This is a genomic window from Microcoleus sp. CAWBG27 (assembly GCF_020883145.1).
Lineage (GTDB): Bacteria > Cyanobacteriota > Cyanobacteriia > Cyanobacteriales > Microcoleaceae > Microcoleus.
In genome coordinates, this window is record NZ_JAHREU010000008.1 from 11,728 (window position 1) to 36,790 (window position 25,063).

The 25,063-nt window shown below is 46.8% G+C and carries 24 protein-coding genes; 11 read left to right on the top strand and 13 right to left on the bottom strand.

Annotated elements, in window-relative coordinates:
* Positions 1-149 precede the first annotated feature (149 nt).
* Positions 150-2,351: a transglycosylase SLT domain-containing protein gene (locus tag QZ938_RS06820; RefSeq protein ID WP_293348299.1), complete on the top strand. Its 2,202-nt coding sequence runs from the start codon at positions 150-152 to the stop codon at positions 2,349-2,351.
* A gap of 248 nt (positions 2,352-2,599) precedes the next feature.
* Here QZ938_RS06820 and QZ938_RS06825 read toward each other — a convergent pair whose 3' ends face one another.
* Entirely contained in the window at positions 2,600-3,097 is a 498-nt protein-coding gene (locus QZ938_RS06825) for a pentapeptide repeat-containing protein (protein WP_293335099.1), read from the bottom strand.
* Positions 3,098-3,206: 109 nt separating this feature from the next.
* Between QZ938_RS06825 and QZ938_RS06830 the strand changes: the two genes are divergently transcribed.
* Complete coding sequence (locus QZ938_RS06830; RefSeq protein ID WP_293348383.1) at positions 3,207-3,572, top strand: phage holin family protein; 366 nt, start codon at positions 3,207-3,209, stop codon at positions 3,570-3,572.
* Positions 3,573-3,576: 4 nt separating this feature from the next.
* Here QZ938_RS06830 and QZ938_RS06835 read toward each other — a convergent pair whose 3' ends face one another.
* Positions 3,577-4,338: a cobalamin biosynthesis protein gene (locus QZ938_RS06835; RefSeq protein ID WP_293348296.1), complete on the bottom strand. Its 762-nt coding sequence runs from the start codon at positions 4,336-4,338 to the stop codon at positions 3,577-3,579.
* A gap of 122 nt (positions 4,339-4,460) precedes the next feature.
* On the opposite strand from QZ938_RS06835, the gene QZ938_RS06840 reads away from it, so the two are divergent.
* A complete protein-coding gene (locus QZ938_RS06840; protein ID WP_293335105.1) occupies positions 4,461-4,826 on the top strand; it encodes a hypothetical protein in 366 nt (121 codons plus the stop codon).
* A gap of 8 nt (positions 4,827-4,834) precedes the next feature.
* Here the strand turns inward: QZ938_RS06840 and QZ938_RS06845 are convergent, their stop codons facing one another.
* Both QZ938_RS06845 and QZ938_RS06850 read right to left on the bottom strand, forming a co-directional pair.
* Positions 4,835-5,356, bottom strand: coding sequence for a GNAT family N-acetyltransferase (locus QZ938_RS06845; RefSeq protein ID WP_293147515.1), 522 nt, complete (start codon positions 5,354-5,356; stop codon positions 4,835-4,837).
* A 268-nt stretch (positions 5,357-5,624) separates the two neighbouring features.
* A complete protein-coding gene (locus QZ938_RS06850; RefSeq protein WP_293147517.1) occupies positions 5,625-6,239 on the bottom strand; it encodes a TetR/AcrR family transcriptional regulator in 615 nt (204 codons plus the stop codon).
* Positions 6,240-6,510: 271 nt separating this feature from the next.
* Here QZ938_RS06850 and QZ938_RS06855 point away from each other — a divergent pair, with 271 nt between their 5' ends.
* From QZ938_RS06855 to QZ938_RS06870, 4 genes are all read left to right on the top strand, one after another.
* Entirely contained in the window at positions 6,511-8,106 is a 1,596-nt protein-coding gene (locus QZ938_RS06855) for a pitrilysin family protein (RefSeq protein ID WP_293348293.1), read from the top strand.
* Between the two features lie 201 nt (positions 8,107-8,307).
* Positions 8,308-9,789 (top strand): pitrilysin family protein, encoded by a 1,482-nt coding sequence (locus QZ938_RS06860; RefSeq protein ID WP_293348290.1) that lies wholly within the window; start codon positions 8,308-8,310, stop codon positions 9,787-9,789.
* Between the two features lie 249 nt (positions 9,790-10,038).
* The gene (locus QZ938_RS06865) at positions 10,039-10,221 is read left to right on the top strand and encodes a hypothetical protein (protein ID WP_293147523.1); all 183 of its coding nucleotides are present in this window, start codon (positions 10,039-10,041) and stop codon (positions 10,219-10,221) included.
* A gap of 53 nt (positions 10,222-10,274) precedes the next feature.
* Entirely contained in the window at positions 10,275-11,144 is an 870-nt protein-coding gene (locus tag QZ938_RS06870) for a trypsin-like peptidase domain-containing protein (protein WP_293348287.1), read from the top strand.
* Positions 11,145-11,471: 327 nt separating this feature from the next.
* On the opposite strand, the gene QZ938_RS06875 is transcribed toward QZ938_RS06870, so the two are convergent.
* The 3 genes from QZ938_RS06875 to QZ938_RS06885 all read right to left on the bottom strand — a co-directional run bounded on the left by QZ938_RS06875 (position 11,472) and on the right by QZ938_RS06885 (position 14,311).
* Complete coding sequence (locus tag QZ938_RS06875; RefSeq protein WP_293348284.1) at positions 11,472-12,236, bottom strand: Uma2 family endonuclease; 765 nt, start codon at positions 12,234-12,236, stop codon at positions 11,472-11,474.
* Between the two features lie 223 nt (positions 12,237-12,459).
* Entirely contained in the window at positions 12,460-13,851 is a 1,392-nt protein-coding gene (asnS, locus tag QZ938_RS06880; protein ID WP_293348281.1) for an asparagine--tRNA ligase, read from the bottom strand.
* 94 nt (positions 13,852-13,945) lie between these two features.
* Positions 13,946-14,311, bottom strand: a complete 366-nt coding sequence (locus QZ938_RS06885) for a DUF2203 domain-containing protein (protein ID WP_293348278.1) — start codon at positions 14,309-14,311, stop codon at positions 13,946-13,948.
* Positions 14,312-14,425: 114 nt separating this feature from the next.
* On the opposite strand from QZ938_RS06885, the gene QZ938_RS06890 reads away from it, so the two are divergent.
* Positions 14,426-14,701, top strand: a complete 276-nt coding sequence (locus QZ938_RS06890) for a DUF6439 family protein (RefSeq protein ID WP_293342070.1) — start codon at positions 14,426-14,428, stop codon at positions 14,699-14,701.
* Positions 14,702-14,940: 239 nt separating this feature from the next.
* Here QZ938_RS06890 and QZ938_RS06895 read toward each other — a convergent pair whose 3' ends face one another.
* Positions 14,941-15,432, bottom strand: coding sequence for an anti-sigma regulatory factor (locus tag QZ938_RS06895; protein WP_293147533.1), 492 nt, complete (start codon positions 15,430-15,432; stop codon positions 14,941-14,943).
* Between the two features lie 195 nt (positions 15,433-15,627).
* The gene (locus tag QZ938_RS06900; RefSeq protein WP_293348275.1) at positions 15,628-15,858 is read right to left on the bottom strand and encodes a hypothetical protein; all 231 of its coding nucleotides are present in this window, start codon (positions 15,856-15,858) and stop codon (positions 15,628-15,630) included.
* Between the two features lie 271 nt (positions 15,859-16,129).
* Between QZ938_RS06900 and QZ938_RS06905 the strand changes: the two genes are divergently transcribed.
* On the top strand, positions 16,130-17,020 hold the full coding sequence (locus QZ938_RS06905; protein ID WP_293348272.1) for an alpha/beta fold hydrolase: 891 nt from the start codon (positions 16,130-16,132) through the stop codon (positions 17,018-17,020).
* 468 nt (positions 17,021-17,488) lie between these two features.
* Here the strand turns inward: QZ938_RS06905 and QZ938_RS06910 are convergent, their stop codons facing one another.
* A complete protein-coding gene (locus QZ938_RS06910; protein WP_293147539.1) occupies positions 17,489-17,626 on the bottom strand; it encodes a hypothetical protein in 138 nt (45 codons plus the stop codon).
* A 381-nt stretch (positions 17,627-18,007) separates the two neighbouring features.
* Positions 18,008-19,693 carry a transglutaminase domain-containing protein gene (locus QZ938_RS06915; RefSeq protein ID WP_293147541.1) on the bottom strand — a complete coding sequence of 562 codons (1,686 nt, stop codon included), beginning with the start codon at positions 19,691-19,693 and terminating at the stop codon, positions 18,008-18,010.
* Between the two features lie 427 nt (positions 19,694-20,120).
* Here QZ938_RS06915 and QZ938_RS06920 point away from each other — a divergent pair, with 427 nt between their 5' ends.
* Positions 20,121-20,984 (top strand): DUF928 domain-containing protein, encoded by an 864-nt coding sequence (locus QZ938_RS06920; RefSeq protein ID WP_293147543.1) that lies wholly within the window; start codon positions 20,121-20,123, stop codon positions 20,982-20,984.
* A 338-nt stretch (positions 20,985-21,322) separates the two neighbouring features.
* Positions 21,323-23,359 carry a ShlB/FhaC/HecB family hemolysin secretion/activation protein gene (locus QZ938_RS06925; protein WP_293147545.1) on the top strand — a complete coding sequence of 679 codons (2,037 nt, stop codon included), beginning with the start codon at positions 21,323-21,325 and terminating at the stop codon, positions 23,357-23,359.
* 273 nt (positions 23,360-23,632) lie between these two features.
* Here the strand turns inward: QZ938_RS06925 and QZ938_RS06930 are convergent, their stop codons facing one another.
* Both QZ938_RS06930 and QZ938_RS06935 read right to left on the bottom strand, forming a co-directional pair.
* Complete coding sequence (locus QZ938_RS06930) at positions 23,633-24,031, bottom strand: alr0857 family protein (RefSeq protein ID WP_293147547.1); 399 nt, start codon at positions 24,029-24,031, stop codon at positions 23,633-23,635.
* Between the two features lie 344 nt (positions 24,032-24,375).
* On the bottom strand, positions 24,376-24,891 hold the full coding sequence (locus QZ938_RS06935; protein ID WP_293124219.1) for an HNH endonuclease: 516 nt from the start codon (positions 24,889-24,891) through the stop codon (positions 24,376-24,378).
* Positions 24,892-25,063: the final 172 nt, after the last annotated feature.

The window sequence follows — 25,063 nt, forward strand, 5'->3', positions numbered from 1 at the left end:
CTTTGTCCTTGCTGGTTTGTCGTTTTTCTTCCTTCGATAAATAAATTTATCGCCTAAATTCTCCGCTACAGATCTAAATAAATTCTGGTACGATATCAGCCAAGTCCGCTGGCGATCGATTTTCTATTGTTATTTTATTAAATTTTCCCATGCTAAAGCGACGCAAAACCCGAGTTTCTGTTTTAATGGGCGTTTCAGTTTGCATAATGGCGATCGCCTCTGTGGTTGGTGCGGCGAAATGGATGGGTGTCGGCCCTTTCCAGAAGGCTCAGCGGGGCAGAGATGCAGCCAATTCCGCATCGTCCGTCAAAATGCTGGTATCCCTGTCACCGAATGAGCGATCGGCAAAATTGGTTGAACTCGCCGCAAGTCAGCCTGCAAGTACCAACCCACAGCAGGAAATCTCCCCTCAAAGCCGCGCCCGCTACTTGCTTGCCAGCGATTTGATCCAGCAAGGAAATGCCACCAAAGCATTAAAGTTACTAGAAAATTTAGAGCGAGAATATCCACTTTTAGCCGCTCACATTGCCCTCAAACGCGCGCAAGCTTACGAATCAAGCGGCGACAAAGGCAAAGCACAAAAAGCTTGGGAAGAACTGCTTAAAAACTATCCTAGCGATCCAGTATCTGCCGAAGCTTTGTATATTTTAGGCAAGTCAAAACCAGAATATTGGAAGCAAGCAATTACAGAATTTCCCGCACATCCGCGCAGTGTAGAAATTGCCCGGAAGAAGTTAAAAGAAAATCCCAATCAGCCCGAGTTAATGCTGATAGTAGCAAAGCACGGTCATTATGTCAAAGATTACGGTACATTATTAGAACAACTGGCGCAGCAAAACAGCGCCACTTTGAAACCGGAAGATTGGGAAGAAATTGCCTTTGGCTATTGGGAAAAACAGGATTACGGCAAAGGAGCGATTGCTTACGGAAAAGCTCCCCGCACGGGTCAAAATCTTTACCGCAAAGCTCGCGGTTTGTGGCTAGACGGCAAAATCCCGGAATCGAGAATTGCCTATCAAGAATTAGTGCGAGATTTCCCGGATGCCGAAGATACTGGTATGGGTTTAATCCGGCTAGCACGGCTGAGCGATCCCAAGGATGCGATCGCCTATCTCGATCGCGCGATCGGCAAATTCCCCGATCGTGCCCCCGAAGCTTTGCTAGATAAATCCAAACTTCTCGACAAAGCAGGCAGCGGTGAATCCGCCTCACAAACCCGCAAGTTGCTATTGACAAAATACAACAATTCTGATAAAGCAGCCGAATTGCGTTGGGCGATCGCGCAACAGTATGCCAAAGGCGGAGATTTAAAATCAGCTTGGCAGTGGGCGAGGGAATTAACCACCCACAATCCCGACAGCGAACAAGCACCAGAAGCAGCATTTTGGGTCGGGAAATGGGCAAAGCAACTCGGCCGCGAACAGGATGCCAAGACATCCTTCGAGTACACCATTGTACGCTATCCAGAATCATATTTCGCATGGCGATCGGCAGTATTTCTAGGCTGGCCAGTAGGCGACTTTACCACAGTCCGAGACTTATCTCCCAAGGTAGTGCAACAGCCTCAGCGCCCCGAACCAACCGCCGGATCTCCTGCATTAAAAGAACTGTATCAATTAGGTCAAGATAGAGATGCTTGGACGTTGTGGCAAATAGAATTTACCAACCGCGTCGAACCAAGTATAGCCGAACAGTTTACCGACGGTTTAATGCGAATTGGAGTCGGAGACAATTTAGACGGTTTGTGGATGGTGGGGAGTTTGCGACAGCGCGACAAACCAGATGATAGAACCCAATACCAAGCACTCAGACAGCAGCCAGCTTATTGGCAAGCACTTTATCCTTTTCCGTACTTAGAAACCATTGTCAAATGGTCGCAAGAACGCCAAATAAATCCAGTATTAGTAACAGCCTTGATCCGCCAAGAATCGCGGTTTATGCCCCAAATTAAATCAGCAGTGGGCGCGACAGGTTTAATGCAAGTAATGCCGGAAACTGGATCTTGGGTTGCTGAGAAAATCGGTCTCAAAAAGTATTCCTTGGAGGATGTAGACGACAACGTTAAACTCGGCACGTGGTATTTGGATCACACTCACGACGAGTACAAGAATAATTCGATGTTAGCTGTGGCGAGTTACAATGCAGGGCCGAATGCAGTAGCAGATTGGTTGAAGAGGTTTAGTTTTAGCGATCCGGATGCTTTTGCGGAAAAGATTCCGTTTCCTGAAACAAAAGGATACGTGAAATCGGTGTTTGAGAATTACTGGAATTATCTGCGGATTTACAATCCAGAAGTTAATCAGTTGATGAGCGAGCATTATGAGGCTGCTCAGAAAAAAGTCAAGCCTTAGTAATTCTTAGCTGTCAGAAACAGGCTTTCCGGCCTGTTCCACAATCAAATTAATTAGGTACGTAGTTGGGCTTCAGCCCTCTTTAGGCGTATATCTTAAAGAGGGCTAAAGCCCAACAACGTACCTTCTGTTCCAAAAATAGGTACGTAGTTGGGCTTCAGCCCTCTTTAGGCGTATATCTTAAAGAGGGCTAAAGCCCAACAACGTACCTTCTCTGGCCCAAATTTAAACAATGGGATTAAAACAAATCAGCGGCATCCCAAAGAATCGCGAGTGGAAATCCCAGTTTGAGAATTAATCCCGCTGGCTTTGCTGCACAATTCTTTAACTTGTGCGCCATCCATAATTGCATCAGTAAAATCAGCACCAGTGATATCAGCTTCATCAAAAGTAGAACGCAACAAAATTGTTTCGACTAAAATGGCATCGCTTAAATCAGCCTTAGTAAATTTAATTTGATCGATCATGGCATTAGTTAAATTTGCGCCGTGCAAATTCGCTTCAGTCATCACCGAAGCACTCATAATTGCTCCCCGCAAATCGGCATTAGAAAAATTAGTTAAATCCATATTAGCGTTAGAAAACTCAGCGGCGCGCAGCGTTTGGCCAGAAAAATCGCGTCTGGTTAGTTCGGCATTGCTAAAGGACAGCGGCGGTGGGTAATATTTAGATTGAGCTTGGGCTGCGCGGGGCAGGATGAAGATGGTGAGTGCCAATAGAAATGCTGCTAGTTGCCGGATTTTCATAAATCTGATGTCGTCGCAAGGTGGGTATTTGGTAGTGTATCCCGAACTTTGGTCGATCGCCCAAACAGCTACAATCTTAATTAAGAGTGATGGAGATGAAAAAAACGATATGGTAAGTTTTTTCTTAACTTGGATAGTAGCGGCCGTTTCGCTGGTGATTACCGCTAACATTGTACCGGGTATTGCGGTGACGAGCTTTCCAGCGGCGATGCTGGCTGCTGTGGTTATCGGATTTGTGAATGCGGTTGTCAGGCCGATTATTACATTGCTGACGCTGCCTTTCAGCATTCTGAGTTTAGGTTTGTTTTTGTTTGTGGTGAATGCGATTTCGCTTTCCTTGGCTTCGTGGTTGGCGGGTGCTTTCAGTATCGGCTTTGCGATTAACGGTTTTTGGCCTGCTTTGTTCGGTTCAATTGTGTTGTCGTTGGTTTCTGGGCTAATTGGCCGATTTGTGAATGTCGGTGTCGAGCAGTAAGATATTATCGTAGATAGTCGATCGGGCAAACTGCAACCGCCACTGTAACAGAGCCTAGCATTTTTTCCGATCGCAAGACTTTTTTCGGAACTAAGAGCGGATGTGAACCGCAGATAAACGCAGATAAACGCAGATGATTGATGGATATCTGCGTTTTTTGGTGTTGGTGCACGGTGACAATTTGGGCGATCGCGCAAAGTGCAGCGGCTTCTGCTACGCTGGGCGTTCCCACTGCTGTTGCTGCAATATCTGAAGGATTGGGGACTTCAACGGAACTTAAAACATCAGCCGCAAAGGTTTTTAACGGCCAATTTCGCGATCGACAAAGTTCCAGCAAGCCGATTTCCCCTGCTTTAGTGTCTATCGTAGCAATACCTGCGATCGCACTTTCCGCTAAATGATAACTGCGACAGACATTTTGAATCGCAGTTTCGATTAATTCTCGCGAAGTTCCAGCCTTGCAACCTATCCCTACCCACAACACTCTCGGATGCCACTGAACCTTTGGCAAAACCGATTCCGGCGCAAATCTTCTCTGAGTAAAACTAATCCAAATTCGCCCTTTGATAGGTGATAGATTTTCCCCATCCCAAGACAAACAATGTTTTTCCGGCAGACTGTTTCGCCACAAAGTCGAACCAACTTCTTGAATTACTTCTACAGTTTCCCCTCTCTCCATCGCAGCCGCCACTCCCGTCCAATCGCCTGTCCCGCGATTCCAACTCCTGGGAATGTCTAGCATCTCTAAAGTAAATTCATCGCTCATTATTCATTTATCTATTCCGTAGTTTCACTGAGACTGCAATCTTAAATTTTTTTTAACACTCTTTGTTGATTTTTTTTTGTATAATAACTTTAGCACAAACTGCAAAAAATTAAACATTTAATATGGTAGAACTGAACCAATTACTGTTAGAGTTTGAAAGCAACCTCACATGGGAATCTGTGACGCAAGAATGGAAAGAACGTCGCGACAGTTGGGTGAGTGACGTGCAAGCAGCAGTCGATCCGTCACAGTTAGCAGAATTTCTAGTTGAATTGGAATCAGACATCGAGTGGGAAGCGGTGCAAAATCAATGGAAACGGCGCCGGGAAAGTTGGGTAGAAGAATGTCAAGCAGCATCGACTCTTGAAGAAGTATCAAGTTTATTGCTGGAACTAGAAAGCAATACAACTTGGGAAGCATTTATTGATGAATGGCAGGAAAATCGGGATAATTGGGCACGGCAAATGTACGAGTTTAACGATGAGTAATAATTTACTCAATCAAAATCTATTTTCATAGTCAATGATGTCCCGGCTGTGCGGTTAATTATCTCGCTTCCCTCAATTACTTTAAATCCCGATCGCTCGTACAAATTCAGGGCCTGATTTGAGCTTCTGACACTCAAGGATACCGCTGGATAAGATGCTTTGGCTGCTGGCAACAAATGAGCCAGCAATTGAGTTCCTACACCCTGATTTGTGTATTCTGGAAGAACCGCGATCGCCAATTCCGGGATAGTATCGTCAATCCAGCCAAACCCCCTGTCATCCCCTGCAAACAAACGCAGCCACGCCGCTCCTACTGGCTGGCTGCTGTTCAATTCAATTGCTAGGAAGCCCATATCGCCTGCACGTCCCCAATGCTTGACATATTTCGCAATTAAAGGATGATTCACAACAGCTTCCACCGTTGATTCGCCTTCTTCTGCCATGTGCGCCGCTTCATAGAGCATTTGCCACAGAAAAGGCTCGTCTTCCTGCATTAAGGGCCGAATAGAATAGTCTAAGATTTTGTCCATAAGGTAGAAGAAAGTTCAGCAAAGGATGCGCTCCACGGATTTAACGAATGTGTGGAAGAATAAAGAAGGAAAAAAACGCGAACTATAGCCTTTCTCAAAAAGATGAGGTATGACTGGCATCAGTATAACCGCTTAGACTAAGAGGGCCCAAGCCCAACAACGTCCGCGAATCTTTCTGAGAACCGCTATACTAATGACTAATGATTAATGACGCTCGCGCTAATGACAACTAACAACTAACCACTGACAACTAAACACTGACAACTGACTAATCCTTAACCAAAACTCCATTCAGAAAAATATCTGCCAATCCTTCCGCCATTTCCTGCATTTCCTGCGGGGAAGCATTCGGCTCCATAATTGTATTCTGACTGAAACCGGCGACGGCAAACATTCCCAAAAATACCTGAGCGACAATCTTTGGATTCATCTTCCGATAAACTCCTTTTTCCATCGCCGTTTCAAAAAAAGCCTCAGCCACAATACTCATTTTTCCGATGACTTCCAACTGAATTTTGTCGCGCAAATCCGGGTGAAATTGCGCCTCCAAAAAACACACCCGCATCATATCGCTATTCTCGCGGATATTTAGCATCCGCCTCCGCATCACTTGAGCCACTGCTTTGTAACTTCCCATCTCGCTCAATTCTGTCAGCAAATCTGTCAGTATTTCCACCCATCCTTCCGTCGCCACCTCAACCAAAATCGCTTTTTTATTATCAAAATGCCGAAATAACGTACCCTCCGCCACCCCCGCCGCCGCTGCTAAATCCCGAGTTGTCGTACCGTCGTATCCGCTGCGGGCAAATAACCGCTGAGCTGCTTGTAAAATTCGCTTCTTGGTTTCTGTTTCTGAAGGAGGAGACTGATTAAAAATTCGCATGGCTTTGGAATCGGTAATTGGCGATTTAGAACTGGGGGTTTCGGACGGGCGGGCGAAATAATGTTAAGTTTTAAGTAGTGCGCGACTTTAATTCCAAACTCAAAACTCCTTGCCTGACCCTAGACCCTTTTTGAGATTTGCTGTATCAGCCTAACATCTGCGGCGCAACAGATCGCTTATGCGTCAAAAAATCTTTATCCTTAAACAAGAATCTCTTGTATTCGGCACAAACCTCTGGTTTGACAATCCAAAATCTAAAATCTAAAATCGAATGATCCCGCACTTCCAAAAACCACGCGCGGCGAAGCGATCCCTTAGGGAATCGCCCAAACCCAAAACTCGATTCATTGCCTCCCTACTCGCCGCTGTAGTGCTGTGGTGGGGAATTTCCCCCGAAATCGCCCTCGCTCGCGATAACCCTGCTAGCGGCTCGCAATTACTGTCTGTGCAACCGTCGCTCGATCGCGTAATCAAGCAAGTCACCGAATTTAAGCTCGACAATGGGATGACATTCGTGGTGCTCGAAAGGCCCAGATCCCCGGTAGCATCGTTTCTGATTCACGCCGACGTGGGAGGCGCCAACGAACCAGAGGGCCAAACCGGAGTCGCCCACTACCTGGAACATTTAGCTTTTAAAGGTACGCCAAAAATCGGCACTACCGACTACAAAGCCGAAAAGCCGCTGCTAGAAAAACAAGATAAACTCTTCGAGCAAATGCAAGCAGCGAAGGCGATCGGCAAAACTGAAGATATCGCCAAATTCAAAGCAGAATTTGACAAGGTTGAATCCGAAGCTTTGCAATTTGTCAAGCGCAATGAATTCGGTAAAATTGTCGAACAAGCAGGCGGAGTTGGACTAAATGCCGCTACTTCTATCGACTCGACTATGTATTTTTATAGTCTCCCCGCTAACAAGTTAGAACTGTGGATGTCGTTGGAATCCGAGCGTTTTTTAGAGCCTGTTTTTCGGGAATTTTACAAGGAAAAACAGGTAATTTTAGAAGAACGGAGGCTGCGAACCGAGAATTCGGCGATCGGGCAAATGGTAGAAGTTTTTGCTGACAAAGCTTTCTCTGTTCATCCTTACCGTCGTCCGGTGATTGGCTACACTGAAGACATTAAGAACCTCACGCGCAGCCAGGTGCAGAATTTTTTCGACAGCCACTACATCCCCAGCAAGCTGACTGTGGCGGTGGTAGGAGACGTGAAAGCTGCGGAGGTGAAGCGTCTCGCTCAAATTTATTTCGGCCGCTACAAGGCGAAACCAGCGCCTCCTGAATTGCAAATTGTGGAGCCTCCGCAAACACAAACGAAGGAAGTGACGCTGAAGTTAAAAACTCAACCTTGGTATTTGGAAGGATACCACAGGCCGGCGATGAATCATCCTGACAATGCGGTTTATGAAATCATTGGTTCTTTGCTCAGCAGCGGCCGCACTTCTCGGCTTTACAAATCCTTGGTTGAACAACAGCAATTGGCGCTAGCTGCTCAAGGTTTTAGCGGTTATCCGGGGGAAAAGTACCCGAATTTGATGTTGTTTTACGCTCAAACTGCTCCGGGCAAAACGGTTGATGAGGTGGCGGTGGCTTTGAGTAAGGAAATCGATCGCCTAAAAACTGATCCGGTGTCTGCTTTGGAGTTGGAACGGGTGAAAACTCAGGCGAGGGCGGGTTTGTTGCGATCGCTCAATTCTAATATGGGGATGGCATTTTCGCTGCTGGACTATCAAGTGAAAACTGGTTCGTGGAAAAATCTGTTTAAGCAATTGGATGCGATCGCTGCTGTTGCTCCTGCTGACATTCAGCGAGTAGCTAAGGCAACTTTCCGCCCGGAAAATCGCACGATTGGTAAGCTTTTGTCGCTGTAAGAAGAAGCCTCGATTTGGACTCGGCGGTTGAAACCGCGACTATACAAACTAAGTCTGCCTCCGCAGACTAAGACTCGGCGGTTGAAACCGCAGCTACAAAAACGAAGTCTGCCTCCGCAGACTGGGAAATAGACTCGCATCTAGGGCGGGCACAGAGCACCGCCCCTACGCTATTTCACGATATCAAACTTAGGAGCAAGAATGAAAAGGACTAAATTGAGACTGAAAAAATTAAAGTTATTTCTGCTGTCGCTTTGCTTTTTTACTGTTTCACTTGCCACGTTTAATTTGTTACCTTCCTTAGCGGCTGGGCCGAAGCACTACGATGAATTAAAATTCCCGGGGCTGGCAGAAATTAAACTGCCTAAATACACTCGCTTCGAGCTGAAAAATGGCATCCGAGTCTATCTGATGGAAGATAGAGAACTCCCGTTAGTTGGGGGAACGGCGCTATTTCGCACGGGCGATCGTTTTGAACCTGCTGATAAAATTGGATTGGGAGGTTTGACGGGAGAAGTGATGCGAACTGGTGGCACGAGCCGGCATACGGCTGATGAATTAAATCAGTTGCTAGAACAGCGGGCAGCTTCGGTTGAAACGGGGATTGATGTTGCTTCTGGTAGCGCTAATTTTAGTGCTTTAGCTGAAGATGTGGAACCTGTATTTGACTTGTTTGCGGAAGTGATTCGGGAGCCAATTTTTGCTAAGGAAAAGTTGGATTTAGCTAAGAATCAAGAGCAAGGTGGTATCGCCCGCCGCAACGACGATCCTAACGATATTACGGGCCGCGAGTTTCAAAAGTTGATTTATGGCGATCGCAGTCCCTACGCGCGCACGGCAGAATACAAGACTCTGGCCAATATTTCCCGCGACGATTTGGTGGGTTTCTACCAGAAGTATTTCCACCCGAAGAATATGATTTTGGGTATTTCTGGCGATTTTGATACGGCTAAAATGCGATCGCTCGTCGAGCAAAAATTCGGCAACTGGGTACCGACTCAGAGTGCAGAAGTGCCTGCGCTACCAGCGGTAACGCCGGCGAATCAAGGCGGCGTATTTTTGGTAAATCAACCGCAATTGAGTCAAAGTTACGTGCAGATGGGGCATTTGGGCGGGATGTTGAACAGCCCAGATTACGGTGCTTTGGACGTGATGAATGGGGTTATGAACGGTTTTGGCGGGCGTTTGTTCAATAATGTGCGATCGCGCCAAGGCTTAGCCTACACGGTTTACGCGGCTTGGAGCCCGAGATTTGACTATCCAGGGACGTTTGTGGCTGGAGGCCAAACGCGATCGGACGCGACAGTTCCGTTTATCAACGCAATCCGCGCTGAGATCGATCGCATCCGCACCGAACCAATTACCGCCGAAGAATTAGCTTTTGCGAAAGATTCCACCCTCAATTCTTTCATCTTCAAATTTGAAAATCCGAGTCAAACTTTGTCGCGACTAATGCGCTACGAATACTACGGTTATCCCGAAGATTTCATTTTTCGGTACCGCCGCAGCGTCGAAGCAGCCACAATTGCTGACGTGCAGCGCGTGGCTAAGACTTACTTGAAACCGGATAATTTGGTAACGTTAGTAGTGGGAAATACTGCGGCAATTCAACCGCCGTTATCGAGTTTGGGAACTGCTGTGAAAGTCCAATCTGTTGATATCACAATTCCCTCGGCAACTTAATCTATAGCGGTTATCAGAAAGATGAGGTACGTTGTTGGGCTTGGGCCCTCTTAGTATGAGGTACGTTGTTGGGCTTCAGCCCTCTTAGTATTGTGTAAGGTGCGTCGCTGCCAAAACTTCGCTCTTTCTTTAGGGATTTTTTGAGAGCGACGCACCCTACAATAGTCAGGTGCGTCGCTATAAAATTTTCAGTTATATTTGTAAATTTGCGATCGCGACGCACCCTACAGCTTAAGGAAAAAGCTAACTATGTTCGTCCGAGAAATTCGGTTGTTGGTGGAAGCTTGTTTTGTAGCTCCAGCCTTCATTCCTCTTCTGCTGCCTTTTGATGCTGATAGAGACAAGGCAATCGTAGGCTTGGCTACTTTCCTTAACCGAATAGCCAACCGAACTCAGGAAGGTTCGGTAATTGCGATGATTTTATATTGTTGATTTTTTAGACAAGGTGCTACTTTGTATAAAGTTCTTCATTCTAATATCTGTCCATGATTAACCTAAATAGTTTGGCATCGCAATTACTTTTCACGACAATACGTATTGTCACAAAAAATAATGATGGTACTCAGTCATCCGGAACAGCTTTTTGTGTTGACTTCAGAGTGAGTGAAAAAAGAGTACCTGTTCTTATTACTAATAATCACGTTGTTGAGAATTCACGGTTAGGAACATTTTTTGTTCATTTAGGAGTCCAAGACGAGAATGGTCAATTGGTACCCAAATTTGCTTCACAGCCAATAACAGTCTCAAACTTTCAAAACCGTTGGATTCCTCATCCTAATAATGATGTAGACCTTTGTGCTATGCCATTTGAACCACTGCTACAGGAAGCGTTGGCTCAAGGAGAAGAAATTTTTTATAAACCAATTACTGAAGATGATTTCCCTACTACAGAAATACTTAGCAATCTTTCTGCATTAGAAGATATTCTTATGGTGGGATATCCTATTGATCTTTGGGATGATGTCAATAATTTCCCTGTTTTGCGTCGAGGAATTACAGCATCACATCCGATTGTTGATTTTCAAGGAAAATCAATTGGTTTAGCTGATATAGCTACATTCCCCGGTTCTTCTGGTTCTCCAATTTTGGTTCTTAACGAAGGATCATTCACATCACAAGGTGGAATTTCTCTAGGTAGAAGATTAATTTTTTTAGGAGTTTTGTATGCTTACCCGCAATTTACAGCTAATGGGGACATAAAAATTGTAGAAATTCCGACAGCACAAACCCCTATTTCAAGCACTAAAATACCCACACACTTAGGGTATTATGTTAAAGCCAAAGAACTTATAACCCTGAAAGAGCATATACTTTCTATGTTGCCAGCACCGAAGGAGCTGGAGCCGACAGCCTAACAATTCACGCATAAGCCAAACGGCGATCCCTGCTTACTGTGCGGGGATTGCCGCACTATTGCCAGCCTATCCACTTTACTTAGCGAGTGGTTGGAAAGTTGCCCATTTGGAATAACTGTGTTTTGGGGCAGTTTTTTCTCATCCATGTTTTCAGCCGATCGCTATTGAAATTGCCTGTACTATTTCTGTGAATTCGATCTAATTTGTAAATTTTTGATGGCGACGCACCTGACTATTGTGTGGTGCGGATCTGTGAGATTTTCGCTTTTCTTTGTAAATTTGCGATCGCGACGCACCCTACGGCTAACTAACGAACATCCCGCCCTTTCATGCCAGCCGATCGATATCAACACCCAACTCCCGCAACTTAGCCGCCAATAAATCCGCCCGCTGGCATTCCTGTTCTGCCCGCTGGCGTTCCTGTTCGGCCCGCTGGCGTTCCTGTTGGGCCTGTTCCGAACTCCAAAGCAGCAAATTTCCCTGCGAATCCCACCAGCGCAGCCAATTCATAGTTTGCCCCAAACGTTCCCCCCGCCAAATCCCCAGCCACAAATCCAACTCGGGAATCCGCACCCGTCCCTGTGCATCAGCAGTCTGGGTTACATAGCTCCCATTTTGCAGATACCGCACTTCCAAGTTGGGATTGTAGGGGTCGTAAGTAACATAGGTAGGAACTTGCAAAATCTGCTCGTAGAAGTAGAGCTTACCGTAGGGAGGAGTCGATCGCACCGACAGTTCCCCATAATCTTCGTCAGACAAAAACTCCATCACCACCGATATCGGCGCACCCTCCAGATTCGGCGTGTAACTGCGGCGAATCGTCCCCTCAGCAACTGGATGCACTTGCGGCACGTAAAACCAATCGGGTGCTTTAACTACAGTTTTCTGATTGATAGTCGCTACCAGTCCAAAATTGGAACCGATAAGGGCGAGTCCAATGCGTCCAGCGGCCCCCAGAGCATCGGTGAGAGCAGCAGCAAGGGGCGGTTGTTGAATATTTTCCACGGGATCGTCCGGTAATACAAAGTCGGCTGGTAGGGCTTCCCAGGTGACAGTTGGTGCCTTGGAACTCGACGAAATTTGAAGTACCATTAGCCTATACCATTTGAGATTTTAGATTTGAGATGGGAAAAGAAGACTGGGCGGTTAGAAACCGCGTCTATACAGACCAAACCCGCCTCCGCGGGTTAAAGAACGCGCTGTGAAGATTATGTTATTGTCTTCAGTCCGCGGAGGCGGACTTTGTTTTTGTAGGCGCGGTTTCAACCGCCGTCTGCTTTGTTTTTGTAGGCGCGGTTTCAACCGCCGTCTGCATCTAAAAATCAATAGTCAAAGGCGCTCTCGGAAACGGAATCACATCGCGAATATTCCCCATTCCAGTCATAAACTGCACCAGCCGTTCAAACCCCAAACCAAAGCCAGCGTGAGGCACAGTACCGTAGCGGCGCAAATCCAAATACCACCACAACTCCTCCTTATTCATACCCTGGGCTTCCATGCGCCGCTCCAACACATCCAGCCGTTCTTCCCGCTGCGAACCGCCGATAATTTCCCCAATATTCGGAGCCAAAACATCCATTGCTCGGACGGTTTTCTCGTCCTCGTTCAAACGCATATAAAATGCTTTAATCCCGACGGGATAATCGCTGACAATGGTCGGTTTTTTAAACAAGTCCTCAGCCAAATAGCGCTCGTGTTCCGACTGCAAATCCAAACCCCAACTTACCGGAAAATCAAACTTTTTGTCTGCTTTTTCCAAAAGTGCGATCGCCTCGGTGTAAGTAATCCGCTCAAACTGATTGTTAATAATATTTTCAGCCGTAGCCAAAACGGTCTTATCAATCCGTTCGTTGAAAAACTCCATATCTTCCGGGCAATGCTCCAAAACAAAGTTAAAAATGTACTTTAAAAACGCCTCAGCCAAATCCATATTACCCTGCAAATCGCAGAAAGCCATCTCCGGTTCAATCATCCAAAACTCCGCCAAATGCCGCGAAGTATTGGAATTTTCGGCTCGAAAAGTCGGGCCAAAAGTGTAAACATTCCCGAAAGCCATCGCCATGATTTCTGCTTCCAACTGACCGCTAACTGTTAAATAGGCGCGCTTTCCAAAAAAGTCTTTCGCATAATCAACCTCTTGCGAATCAGTGCGCGGCACATTCTTTAAGTCAAAGTTAGTAACGGCGAACATTTCCCCCGCACCTTCGCAATCGCTAGCAGCCAGAATCGGAGTGTGAACCCACAAAAAACCGCGCTCTTGAAAAAATTGGTGTACCGCCGCCGAACAAGCATTCCGCACTCTAAAAACAGCACCGTGGGTGTTAGTGCGCGGCCGCAAATGGGCGATTGTTCGCAAAAATTCCAAGGAATGCCGCTTTTTCTGGAGCGGATAAGTTTGCGGGTCTGCTTCGCCATAAACTTGTACTTGTGAAGCTTTCAACTCAATTCGCTGTCCCTTGGCTGGAGACGCTACCAACACTCCCGAAACTTCTAGAGATGCACCTGTATTTAATTGTTTAAGTACATTTTCAAAATCTGGCAAATCGGCATTGATAACTACTTGTAAATTAGCCATCGCCGAACCGTCGTTGACTTCGACAAAGGCAAATTCTTTCAATTCCCGCTTAGTACGAACCCAGCCTTGAACAGTTACGGTTTCGTCCGGTTCACCAGCCCGCAAAATTGCTGCAATTCGTTGATTAGTCATATTCACTCCCGTTTATTTAATATTTTGTACCACAATCCTCTCTTTTCTCTTCCTCTGCGCCCTCTGCGCCCTCTGCGGTTAAAAAAATCCAAAACTATCCCGTATAGGATTTCAAAATCCAACCAAGCAAAATGCCGAGTCCCCCAAAGCGAACCGCTTGCCAAAAAGGTTGTTTTATGCTTCCCCAAGAAAACAGACTGCTTTCTAAATTTAACTCGATCGTTTCCAATTCTTGCTCAATTTCCCGCAATTCTTTCTTGAGTTGCGGTAATGGATTTTGGCGCAGAGACTGGCGGACATCTTCTCGCCGGTTGCCGAGTTCGGCTTGGCGCTGGCGATCGCACTGAATCTGAGTGTAACGCTCTTTGACGGCTGCGAGCGATCGCTCCACTGCTGCGATCGCCTCCACAAACTCATTTTCTGAATCTTCCCGATTTAACTCTGACGGCTGTTGAGGCATTTCGATCTGCAAACCCGACAATACTTAAAAAAACAATTCCCAATTAACTTGTTATTATATGCAGTATATTTTTTCAATTCAGAAACCGCAGCCAAATAGCTATAATTGCCATCTATGCTTGAAACTACACAAACAACCCAAACTGTCAACCTCAACGAGCTGAGCACAGTAGAACTGGCTCAAGCCCTCGCAGCCCGCCTCGCCATTTCCGAAAGAGATTGGCACCGCCTCAAAGCCAACCGTTCCGCCCGGGCCGGAGAGCAAGCCGCAGCCGCTTTGGTCTTTTTGTTGAAAAATCAGCCCGAAGAAGCCCTCCCGCGCCTCAACCAAGCAGCAGGATGGCTGGATCGATCGATCTCTGCCCCTCCCTGTCCCACTCACGGCAAATAATTTTGAGTCTTGAGTTAAATATTTGACAAGAGCCCAAAACTCAAACAATCGCGCTACTCGATCGAGCAGCGCGATTGCGAGCTAAAAAAGATTTATACTTTTCTCACTCAAAACTCACATTTTGCATTATCATCTACTATCAATAGCTTGATACTCAAAATTTTCCATCCTCGGTTCAGCGAGGAAACGAAAAAAATTGCAGGTCGAGCTGAGCTGAAAAATGCTGCCAAATATCAGTTCTAGCGCAAGCGAGGCAGCCGGTAGCGACTGGGAAGTTCTTTGCACAGCCGTAACTCTGTGCCTTGAGAATTCCACTCAACCCGATCGAATATTTGGTAAAGGATAAACAGCCCCCTACCACATTCTTGTTCAACATGGGGGAATGCAGAATTATCTGCAACATCCTCTGCTATGAGACTGTCGCAAGTATCGGTATAAAGGTCGCAACCGCAAGGTGCTTTAAAGCCACAACCTTCGTCTGATATCACCCACCAATATTCGTTTTGGACGATCGAAAAACGGACTCCAACAGTTTTACTGGGGTCTAACTTATTTCCATGCTTGGCAGCATTTACCAAAGCTTCTTGAAGCCCCAACCGTAATTCCGCTTGCCAGTGAGGCGGAATCTCTGCTAGGAGCAGATCCAAAATAGGACAAAGGTATAGGGTAGAAGCGAAGCTAATCGTAATCCAATTGCGTCCGACGACCGGACGGGCTGAGATAGCAATCACTCAGAAAACTCCCTAACTTTCAGGTGGATAAACTTCACACCCTGCATAGTTGGCTCCCTAGTATTCAAAATACTCATTAATTGAGCGGCGCAGCTCTATTTCTATCTTAGAGTATCAAAGCCGTTAAGAAAAGCAAAGAACATCACAAAATATTCTGCGATTCTCAGAAACTTTTGCCAAGAACTACCAGTAATTTTACTTATAACTTCTACCCGCAGCCTGATTTTTGAGATCGGCTTTTGCCGGGGCACGGTCGCTGAACCCGCTGCATCCCAAGCCGTCAACAGCTCGCTTACCAAACGATCCCCACCTTGAAAAGATCGGAAACCCGTCCAAAAAAGTCGATCCCTTGACTCCTAGCCAATGGGGATCGACTCCCACCACCACAGCTTGGGCCCGATCGCCTAGATCTCCTACTTGTGCCAAAAATCGCAAGGATCCTACCTAGGTGTGTTGCAGTCGAAACCAGATATATTTCCCAAATGCCGATCGAATACTGAAAATCCGACTGCTGCGACCTTTACCAAATCAATATTTGTTACAAAACTTATTTATTATGAGTGCGATCGCCCACACTAGCCCAACTCGACCAACTTGACGTATCCCTCTACTGGCAAAACCCCAGCGCGTTGGCAAAACTTTATAAATCTGAACCTCACGATACAATAGTTAAAGTAAATACTTATTTCTTTACATTATGCAAACAATCCCAGCCATCACCGCAGCCCCCATTCCAGGCACATACTGGCAATGGCGGGGCCATTCAGTATACTATGTTCGATCCGGCGATCGACATCCAGAACGCCCTCCCCTGCTGTTAATTCACGGTTTTGGAGCATCCACAGACCACTGGCGCAAAAATATCAGCGGGCTGAGCAAAGACTTTGAAGTGTGGGCGATCGACTTAATCGGATTCGGGCGATCGGCAAAACCCGAAATCCAGTACAGCGGCGAGCTCTGGCGCGACCAACTCCACGACTTCATCACCACCATCATCGGCCGGCCCGCCGTACTAGCCGGCAACTCCCTCGGAGGCTACGCCGCCTTGTGCGTAGCAGCCCAGCGTCCCGAATCAGCCACCGGACTCATCTTAATCAACAGCGCCGGCCCCTTCAGCGAACCTCAGCCCGCACCAGAAGCCCCGCCCTTGCAAAAAGCCGTATCTACCGTAGCTAAAACCTTATTTCAGCAAGATTGGGCAAGTTTTCTGCTGTTTCAGTACGTGCGCCAGCGATCGACAATTCGGAAAACCCTACAAAAAGTTTATCTCGACCAAAGCGCCGTCACAGACCAATTAGTAGAAGAAATTTACCAACCCTCCTGCGATCCGGGTGCACCCAAAGTATTCGCCTCCGTCTTCCGAACACCCCAAGGTGAAAAAAACGACGTATTGTTGAGTCAATTAAATTGCCCACTGCTAATGCTGTGGGGAGAGGGCGATCCGTGGATGAATTCTACCAACAGAAGCGCCAAATTCCGCGAACATTATCCGCAGTTGACAGAACACTTTATCAAAGCTGGTCACTGTCCGCACGACGAAGTACCAGAACAGGTAAACGAACTGATTCGCGCGTGGATAATTGACTAGGGCATGGGGCATGGGGCATTGGGCATGAGTTACTGGTTATTGGTTGTTAGAACGAACAACTAACAAGAAACATAGGACAAATAAGCTCCGAGGCATTTAAATTGCACGTCCGAATAAAGTTAAACTTTTGTGGGGCGGGCAAGATGCCCGCCCTAAAGATACAATTTAAATGCACAACCAATAACCAATAACCAATAACCAATAACCAATAACCAATAACCAATAACCAATAACCAATAACCAATAACCAATAACCAATAACCAACAACCAATGACTTCAAGTGTGTTGATTGTGGCGCGGGTGTCCCGCCCGTGAATCCTACTAAATCAAATAGGTTTGTAGTGAGGACTTCAGTCCGCATCAATTTTTGCGGACTAAAGTCCTCACTACAAACCTCTAAAGACCATCCAAGTATGTCGCCTTATTTATTAGCATGACAAATGCAATTTGTCAACAGCAAATAGCGACTATTTTTTACGTTTGGCGTTATCTAACCGCCTCCGATCGCGCCATTCAACTGCTGTCAAATAAGCGACCCCGCCAGTCACTGTCAGCAACAGCACAAAGGCTACCAAAACCAGCAAATTAGCAATCGAAAATTCCACAACCCCTCCTGCTTGCCTTATACTTGAGATTTAGACTTGAGATTATGTGCGATCGCACAAACGACATAAAATTAGTTTGTAGCGAGGAATGGCAATCCTCATAAAACTCTGCGGACTAAAGTCCTCACTACAAACCTGCGGACTAAAGTCCTCACTACAAACCTGCGGACTAAAGTCCTCACTACAAACCTGCGGACTAAAGTCCTCACTACAAACCTGCGGACTAAAGTCCTCACTACAAACCTGCGGACTAAAGTCCTCACTACAAACCTGATAACGGTTATTGTACCGGACGTGTTTTGAATTGGGCGAGAGGGGGAGATGAGAAAAATCCTCCCTCTGTCAACTGTCAACTGTCAACTGTCAACTGTCAACTCTTCCTTAAAACAACTCTTCCAAAATTGTAAACCGGACATGATTAATGGCCAGACTTCCCACGGAAACATCCTCCTTCTTCAAAGGCAGACCCCCGCTGGTGAGACTTTGGAAGCGAATTCCCTTGCCAATTTCCACGTGATACCAAGCTAAACCCATAAAAAACCGCAAAGGATAAGGGCCTCTGTCTTGAATGTCATCAGGATTAGATTCCATCGGCACCCAGCCAAAACCTGGAATGTAAAACTCCAGCCAAACGTGATTGAAATCGGGTTCCAGCGGCAAACCTTTTCTGTCAGCAAAAGCCGGACACTTATAGCGCCCAATTGTGCGACAAGCAATCCCGTTCAACCTTGCCAAAGCCAACAACAACCCCACATACTCGCCACAAGAACCGACGCCGCGACGCAGTACAATATCGGGAGTGTCAATGTGAGGTCTAATCCCGTAGGAAAGTTGGTCGTAAACAAAATTGCGAATGCTCAGTAACTTCCTCAGAATATTAGTTTCTGTGCCAATGGAAGCCACCGCAGCCGATCGCACAATCTCCGTATCCATCGCCAAATTATCATTGTCCACCAAATACTTCGCTGCAAACTCCGGCGACAGTGGCGGTATCTTTTCTACATTCCGAGGTGACAACTGATACTTGATCGATCGCACTTCCAACAAAGCCTTCCAGCCAAAAATTCGCCGTTCCCCCTTCAAGAGGCGATCGAACTTAAACACCGCCACCCGTTCCCCTTCCTGAATTTCCTCAGTAAAAGGCATCCCTATCGGCGTAATTTTCCTCACTTTTTGCCGGTGAGTGTCCGAAGGTAAAGCAATCCGCCACTCCAATTTATCGATTTCTACCTCATCCAGAGGAGACAGTTCCTCGACATAGGACATTTCCATCAAAAAACCGTTTGACAGAGCGTAGCGTTCGGCTTCATTGTAGTGAAAAGATAAAGGGTGAACAAAAGTGCGATCGCGCTTCGTCAACTGAAAAGGATCTTCCGAATTCGGATCGTCCCGGATATAAAGTTCATCCCCGGCATAAGCCACGTACAGAACCTCTTCGCCCGTCTGGGCATCTTTGTGAAAAGCCAAACCCGAAGGCCACTCAAAGGGAGTCAAAACGCTAAATTTAATCTCCCCAGTTGCCCGTTCCAAACAGTAAACAGTTTGCTCAGTCTTGTCGCAAACCCAGAGTTCCTCATCCCGGACAGTGATATTTTCTATGCCAATACCGGGAGCGTAAAACCGAGTAATTTCCCGACCAGTTTTTACATCAAAAACCAGAATATAGCCCAATCTCTGGCAAGTCACATACAGCGTAGATTTCCAAACCGCAATCCCGTCAGCGGGATAAGAAAGGGAAACAAAATGTTCCGGTTTGATTTGTGCGATTGCCCCATCCCGAATTGCGCCCGGACAGCAACAAATATCCTCATCTCGCGAAAACCAGAGAGTATCTTCCCAAATCGCCAGCCCGGTTGCGCCTGCAAACTTACCCGTTTGATGAGGATTCAAAACAGTAGTGTTGTCAGTTTCTCGATCGATCTCCAATAGTAGCCCTTCGGTGCGATCGACCGCGAATAACCTATTTCCTAAAAAAGTAATGCCGTGCAGCGCGTAGACCCCGATCGGTCTTACCATCCGCAGCCCCGAAGGCTGTTTGTCCGAGAGAACAGGTGAATCGAGATTCATGCTAAATTTTTTTGCCGCTATTGTATTGTACAGAAAACTTAATTTGCTCACTTGTAGCCGATCGCTTTAGGCTCATCAGCAAAATTGCCGAGGTTCCTGATATCCTGAACTGACGCATCAACCGGTTTTTTTACGAAAAGACGCTTTTTAGCCTGCGACCAGAGTAAAAAAAACGGAATATTAGTCTTTCTGAACATTGGCTTTGACAAGCTCAACCCAACCTGCTGTCGTGCAGGCAAGTAAGTATAACTACTAAGCTACCACTGAAAAACGCGACACAGAATTCCATCTTGCTCAGAAGGGCCAAACTAATCGTATCTGTTGGAAGATATAAATTAAGTACAACAGATTACTAGATCCGTCAAAACCTTGGGTAGAATAAAATCGTGTGTTTAAGTTCCTAGGTTCATTAGAAGGCAGGTTCGTCATGGCTTGGAAGTCTGCTCTAAACATCGGTGCTCTTTCCTTAATTCTGTCTCTAGAGGGAGTTGCCGTTGGTAGTTTAATACCAGCAGAGGCTCTCAACAGCCCCGGTAACAATGTCCGCCGCCCCTCACAACCGCAGCTACCACTCAACTGGCAAACAGTTCAACCCCCGGAACTAACTGGAAGCAGACCGAACAACCAGCAATTGGGAGGCACGTGGAATAACTTTCAACCGCCGGAGCAGGGAGTACCCGGAAGGCGGGAAGGGGGAGGAACCCGCGGCTTAGAATGCACTGCCACAAATGCCTTAACTGCCTTGATTCCCCAATCAACTATGGGGCAAACAATATCAGCAAAGCCGACATTTTTCTACTACCTTCCCGTAGCCATCGACAAAACAGTTCAGTTTGAGTTAGCAGACGAAAGCGACAAAACGGTATACAAAAAAAGTTTTCGGATGGTAACGAGCCGTCCTGGTATCGTTAGCATCAACCTCGCCTCCGACGGCAACTCGCCAGCCCTGGAAGTTGGCAAAAACTATCAATGGTACTTTACTATCAAATGCAACCCAAAAAACTATAGAGATGAGGTTCTCGTTTCAGGGTGGATAAACCGCATCGCAGTTGCCCCAACCTTGAAAACAGAGTTGGATCGATCGCCCGAGGGTCGCGCCAAGCTGAGCATCTTCGGCAAACAAGGTCTCTGGTACGAGTATTTGGCAGCTCTAGCTCAATTGCGCGTGGAGTCTCCCAGCGATGCCAATTTAGCGATCGAGTGGTCAGAAGTGTTGAGTGCAGTCGAACTCGGCAAAATTGCCCGAGAACCATTAATCCCCAGTGAGTTAACACCCATCGCCAAAAAATAATTCCATACCAGATACATTTAACCTGGCAAATCCAGGAGCATTAAGATTCGCTAGGAAAAGCTCGGATGTTGCAACTGGGCATTTGTTATTGAAGCGATCGCTCTTCAAATCGTCCTAGAGTCCAGATCCTCGTGACTCAATCCCCCAATCGCCCAAATCTAAACTCTAAAATCTAAAAGATCGATCGACTTCGATAGCAAAATTGAGATGCTCCCGATCTCCTTGTCTCTGGAAAGCCGGACTATTGAAAATTTTATCGTCAAATTGCGCCGAATACTAAATGGTAAACTTGCATAGTGCAAGCAGCAGGCAAACTTATTTTACAAAAAATATTAATTATGCGCCCGAGAGCAAATATTGCAATATTTCGGTTGGGGATTTCACTTCTAACTGCGCTCCCCATTGCTTGCTTTGATGCCCATCAAGCTATATCCCAAACGGAGGATAGTTCTCAGTTGCCCGCCGCCGCTCACAACTTAGCCGATCCGGCCAACCGAGTATTAGCACTGCAAAAACTCGAAATCAAGCAGGATGAAACTGCAACTAACTCCAATCAACTGCCGGATTTTGCCGAAAACAATCCTCTTGACAACCAAGCCGATCGCTGTTCCACAATTAATGAAACTGGTTGTGATGCGCATCCGGAACCCGAAAGACTAAATTTAGTTAACACTGAGCCAAAATGTGAGAACCCCGCAGATTGCGATCTTTTAGCCCAAAACCCACAAAATACCCCTCCAAACCTGCCCCCGCCACCGACTCAGCCAGATCCCAATCGCGATCGATTTTTGCAACCGGCCCCGCAGCCTTCCCCAGAACCTCCTCAAATACCGCCACCAGTTGCACCGGAGCGCCCGTCCCCAGTTCCCCTGCCACTGCCGAATCAGGTAATTCAGGTGCAGAAAATTCAAGTAGTTGGCAGCACAATTTTAAGCCAAGACGAAATTAATGCCTTAGTCAAGCCGTTAGAGGGTCGTTCTGCCACGCTAGAACAGCTCAAACAAATCGCCGACAAAATTACCGAAATTTACCTCAATCGCGGCTACATCACTTCGAGAGCCGTCTTGCCGCCCCAAACTATCACCGCAGGAGTAGTCAAAATTCAAGTTATCGAAGGCAAGCTGACCCGAATTGAGGTAGAAGGAGCTAAAAGATTGCATCCAAGTTACATCCGCAGCCGGATTCGACTCGGTGCCCGAATGCCTTTAAGTACAGCTTCATTAGAAAACCAACTCCGGCTGCTGCGAGTCGATCCTTTATTTGACAATGTAGAAGCCAGCCTGCGGGCTGGGGATAATGAAGGAGAGAGCATTCTGATTGTCAGAGTTACGGAAGCTAATCCATTTCAATCTAGTTTCAGCATTGACAATTATTCGCCTCCCAGCGTCGGTTCTGAAAGATTGGGTGTTAGTTTGCGGCACCGCAATCTCACAGGAAATGGCGATGAACTTGCGGGTGCTTATTATCGATCGCTCGGCGATTCAGATGTCTTCGATTTCAGCTATCGCTTGCCGCTAAATGCGATGAACGGCACGTTGCAATTGAGGGCAGCGCCGAACCGCAACAGTATAGTACAAGAACCTTTTGATTCTGCTGACATTTCGGGAAAATCACATTTATTTGAAGTTAGTTACCGCCAACCGCTGCGGAGAACGCCGATCGAAGAATTTGCCTTATCTGCCGGTATTACTTATCAGAAAGGCAGAACTTTTGTCGCCGGTGTACCAACTCCATTTGGCTCGGGCCCTGACTCCAATGGTGTCACGACTACGACTGCGATTAAGCTGGGACAGGACTACATTCGGCGCGACCCCCAGGGTGCTTGGGCTTTGCGATCGCAATTTACGATCGGCACAAGCTTGTTTGATGCTACTCAAAATGAAGGTTCTGTCCCTGACGGACAATTTTTGAGTTGGCTGGGTCAAGTGCAGCGAGTACAGCGATTAAATGATAAACATTTATTAATTTTGCAGTCAGACTTGCAACTTTCTGCTAATAGTTTGTTACCTTCGCAGCAATTTGTAATTGGCGGCGGGCAATCTCTGCGCGGCTACCGCCAAAATGTGCGTTCTGGCGATAACGGCTTCCGACTGTCGATCGAGGATCGGATTACTTTGCAGCGGGATGCTTCGGGAAATCCCAAACTTCAATTAGCTCCTTTTTTGGATGCAGGTACGGTGTGGAATGCTGCCAACAATCCTAATAAAATAAGCTATCAGACATTTTTAGCAGGTATGGGTTTGGGGGTAATCTGGGAACCGATACGGCGGGTGAACTTGCGTGTAGATTATGCTTTTCCTTTGATAAGAATTACCGATAAAGGCGACAACCTGCAAGATAACGGCATTTACTTCAACCTTATTTACACGCCTTAGGATCGCAAATTAAATAGTTTACACTCAAGAAAGTGGGATGGGCGTCCCGCCCGTCATGAAAGAACGGGCTCTTTGGGCCCATCCCACAAGAACCATCAATTTGTAAGTTATCTAATTCTTATTCCTTAACAAGAGTGGGGGATAGAGAAAGCATCCGATCGCAAAAAGCATTTTTTTTACAGTGTTGTCTCGCTCGCCTATTTTATCAATCGCGAGCGGGACAGCACTGTAAAACCTGGCACAGATGCTCCCTGGCGAACTTTATCGCGGATATTAATCGCCGACTTCGCCGACAACCTCGGCAGCAGCCTGAGTTTCGAGCCAGAGTCCGAGCAACAACCGCTCCGCCCGATCGCTCAAAACAGTCGCAAACACCCCCTGGGCGCCCTCAGACGCCTCTCCAATCCACGTACCCCGCAGAGTCACCTCGACAAAATCAGCATCAGCAACACAAAGGTCGATCGAATCGGTATCATCTCGGCGGGCCTCAGATTCCAACAGAGACAGCGCCGGCAAATTCGCGGGCAGCAAAAATGCCGCAGTGCTCGGTTCAACGCTGATGCTTTGACCAACTCGCATAGCCAGCACAACTCGCAGCGCCACTAACTGTTCGGGAGATTGAGCCAAACGCTCCAGGTTAAAGCCCGTTTCAGTGTAAGTCAACTTCAGCATATTGACAGCCCTAAATTTGGAATTGAAAATTTGTCAGTAGTCAGTAGTCAGTAGTCAGTAGTCAGTTGACTGTTGTCAGTTTGCTTAGAAAAGGCTCGAAGGGTAATCAGCAGTCATCAGTCCTTAATGATTAGGATTTTCCGACGCTCCTAAACACACAGACGAAGGATAGGGCATTTGGTTCAGAGAAGCCCTGGCAGGGGAAATAAAATTTTTTCGATCTCGATCGATATCGAGAATCTTTTCCACTTTCCAATTACCAATTCCCAATTCCCAATTACCAGTTACCAATGACAACTGAGAACTGTCAACTGTCAACTGTCAACTGTCAACTGACTAATGCCCTATTCCCCAATTTGGTATTCGTGCCAAAACATTTCGGCAAAAGCAACAGTGGGGTGAATGGGAGCCTTTGGCTTGGTTCGCAGAGGCATTTGAGCTTCTATGGGAGTTCTGTCGCCCTTACGAGAGTTACACCGTTCGCAAGCAGTCACCACGTTGTCCCAAGTATGCAGCCCGCCCTTCGATCGAGGCATCACGTGATCCAGCGTCAAATGCCGGTTGCTGCCGCAGTATTGGCAAGCATGAGAGTCTCGGCGCAGAACTTCCCGGCGATTGACCGGCGGAACTTTCCACAGCCGTTCCCTGTTACCAAAAGTCAAGCGGATTTGTTCGGGTACGTGGATGCTGGTGCTGGGCGATCGCACTACATAGCCATTGCCGGTGCTAAAATCCAGAGGTTCAGCCTTGCCTGTTACCAAAAGTACGATCGCCCGTTTGATGTTGACACGGCTCATTGGTAGGTAATTTTGAGAAAATACCACAACAGATTGCCTCAATACATCAGTTACTACGGTCACGGCTTGCTCCTCCTCGTTTGGATTTTAGATTTTAGATTTTAGATTTTAGATTTTAGATTTGGAATACTTCCCAGCATTGGCTACATCTAGTTTTCGCTAGTTCCCCAAGCCTTGCCAAATTGCTCCAATCTCCAATCAAATGCCCCCGCTTCTCCTACGAGTGAAGCGGGGG

What these genes read in the sequence shown, in the direction of transcription:
- QZ938_RS06820 (WP_293348299.1), top strand. Translation starts at nt 150, where the DNA reads ATGCTAAAGCGACGCAAAACCCGAGTTTCTGTTTTAATGGGCGTTTCA.
- QZ938_RS06825 (WP_293335099.1), bottom strand. Translation starts at nt 3,097, where the DNA reads ATGAAAATCCGGCAACTAGCAGCATTTCTATTGGCACTCACCATCTTC.
- QZ938_RS06830 (WP_293348383.1), top strand. Translation starts at nt 3,207, where the DNA reads ATGGTAAGTTTTTTCTTAACTTGGATAGTAGCGGCCGTTTCGCTGGTG.
- QZ938_RS06835 (WP_293348296.1), bottom strand. Translation starts at nt 4,338, where the DNA reads ATGAGCGATGAATTTACTTTAGAGATGCTAGACATTCCCAGGAGTTGG.
- QZ938_RS06840 (WP_293335105.1), top strand. Translation starts at nt 4,461, where the DNA reads ATGGTAGAACTGAACCAATTACTGTTAGAGTTTGAAAGCAACCTCACA.
- QZ938_RS06845 (WP_293147515.1), bottom strand. Translation starts at nt 5,356, where the DNA reads ATGGACAAAATCTTAGACTATTCTATTCGGCCCTTAATGCAGGAAGAC.
- QZ938_RS06850 (WP_293147517.1), bottom strand. Translation starts at nt 6,239, where the DNA reads ATGCGAATTTTTAATCAGTCTCCTCCTTCAGAAACAGAAACCAAGAAG.
- QZ938_RS06855 (WP_293348293.1), top strand. Translation starts at nt 6,511, where the DNA reads ATGATCCCGCACTTCCAAAAACCACGCGCGGCGAAGCGATCCCTTAGG.
- QZ938_RS06860 (WP_293348290.1), top strand. Translation starts at nt 8,308, where the DNA reads ATGAAAAGGACTAAATTGAGACTGAAAAAATTAAAGTTATTTCTGCTG.
- QZ938_RS06865 (WP_293147523.1), top strand. Translation starts at nt 10,039, where the DNA reads ATGTTCGTCCGAGAAATTCGGTTGTTGGTGGAAGCTTGTTTTGTAGCT.
- QZ938_RS06870 (WP_293348287.1), top strand. Translation starts at nt 10,275, where the DNA reads ATGATTAACCTAAATAGTTTGGCATCGCAATTACTTTTCACGACAATA.
- QZ938_RS06875 (WP_293348284.1), bottom strand. Translation starts at nt 12,236, where the DNA reads ATGGTACTTCAAATTTCGTCGAGTTCCAAGGCACCAACTGTCACCTGG.
- asnS (WP_293348281.1), bottom strand. Translation starts at nt 13,851, where the DNA reads ATGACTAATCAACGAATTGCAGCAATTTTGCGGGCTGGTGAACCGGAC.
- QZ938_RS06885 (WP_293348278.1), bottom strand. Translation starts at nt 14,311, where the DNA reads ATGCCTCAACAGCCGTCAGAGTTAAATCGGGAAGATTCAGAAAATGAG.
- QZ938_RS06890 (WP_293342070.1), top strand. Translation starts at nt 14,426, where the DNA reads ATGCTTGAAACTACACAAACAACCCAAACTGTCAACCTCAACGAGCTG.
- QZ938_RS06905 (WP_293348272.1), top strand. Translation starts at nt 16,130, where the DNA reads ATGCAAACAATCCCAGCCATCACCGCAGCCCCCATTCCAGGCACATAC.
- QZ938_RS06915 (WP_293147541.1), bottom strand. Translation starts at nt 19,693, where the DNA reads ATGAATCTCGATTCACCTGTTCTCTCGGACAAACAGCCTTCGGGGCTG.
- QZ938_RS06920 (WP_293147543.1), top strand. Translation starts at nt 20,121, where the DNA reads ATGGCTTGGAAGTCTGCTCTAAACATCGGTGCTCTTTCCTTAATTCTG.
- QZ938_RS06925 (WP_293147545.1), top strand. Translation starts at nt 21,323, where the DNA reads ATGCGCCCGAGAGCAAATATTGCAATATTTCGGTTGGGGATTTCACTT.
- QZ938_RS06930 (WP_293147547.1), bottom strand. Translation starts at nt 24,031, where the DNA reads ATGCTGAAGTTGACTTACACTGAAACGGGCTTTAACCTGGAGCGTTTG.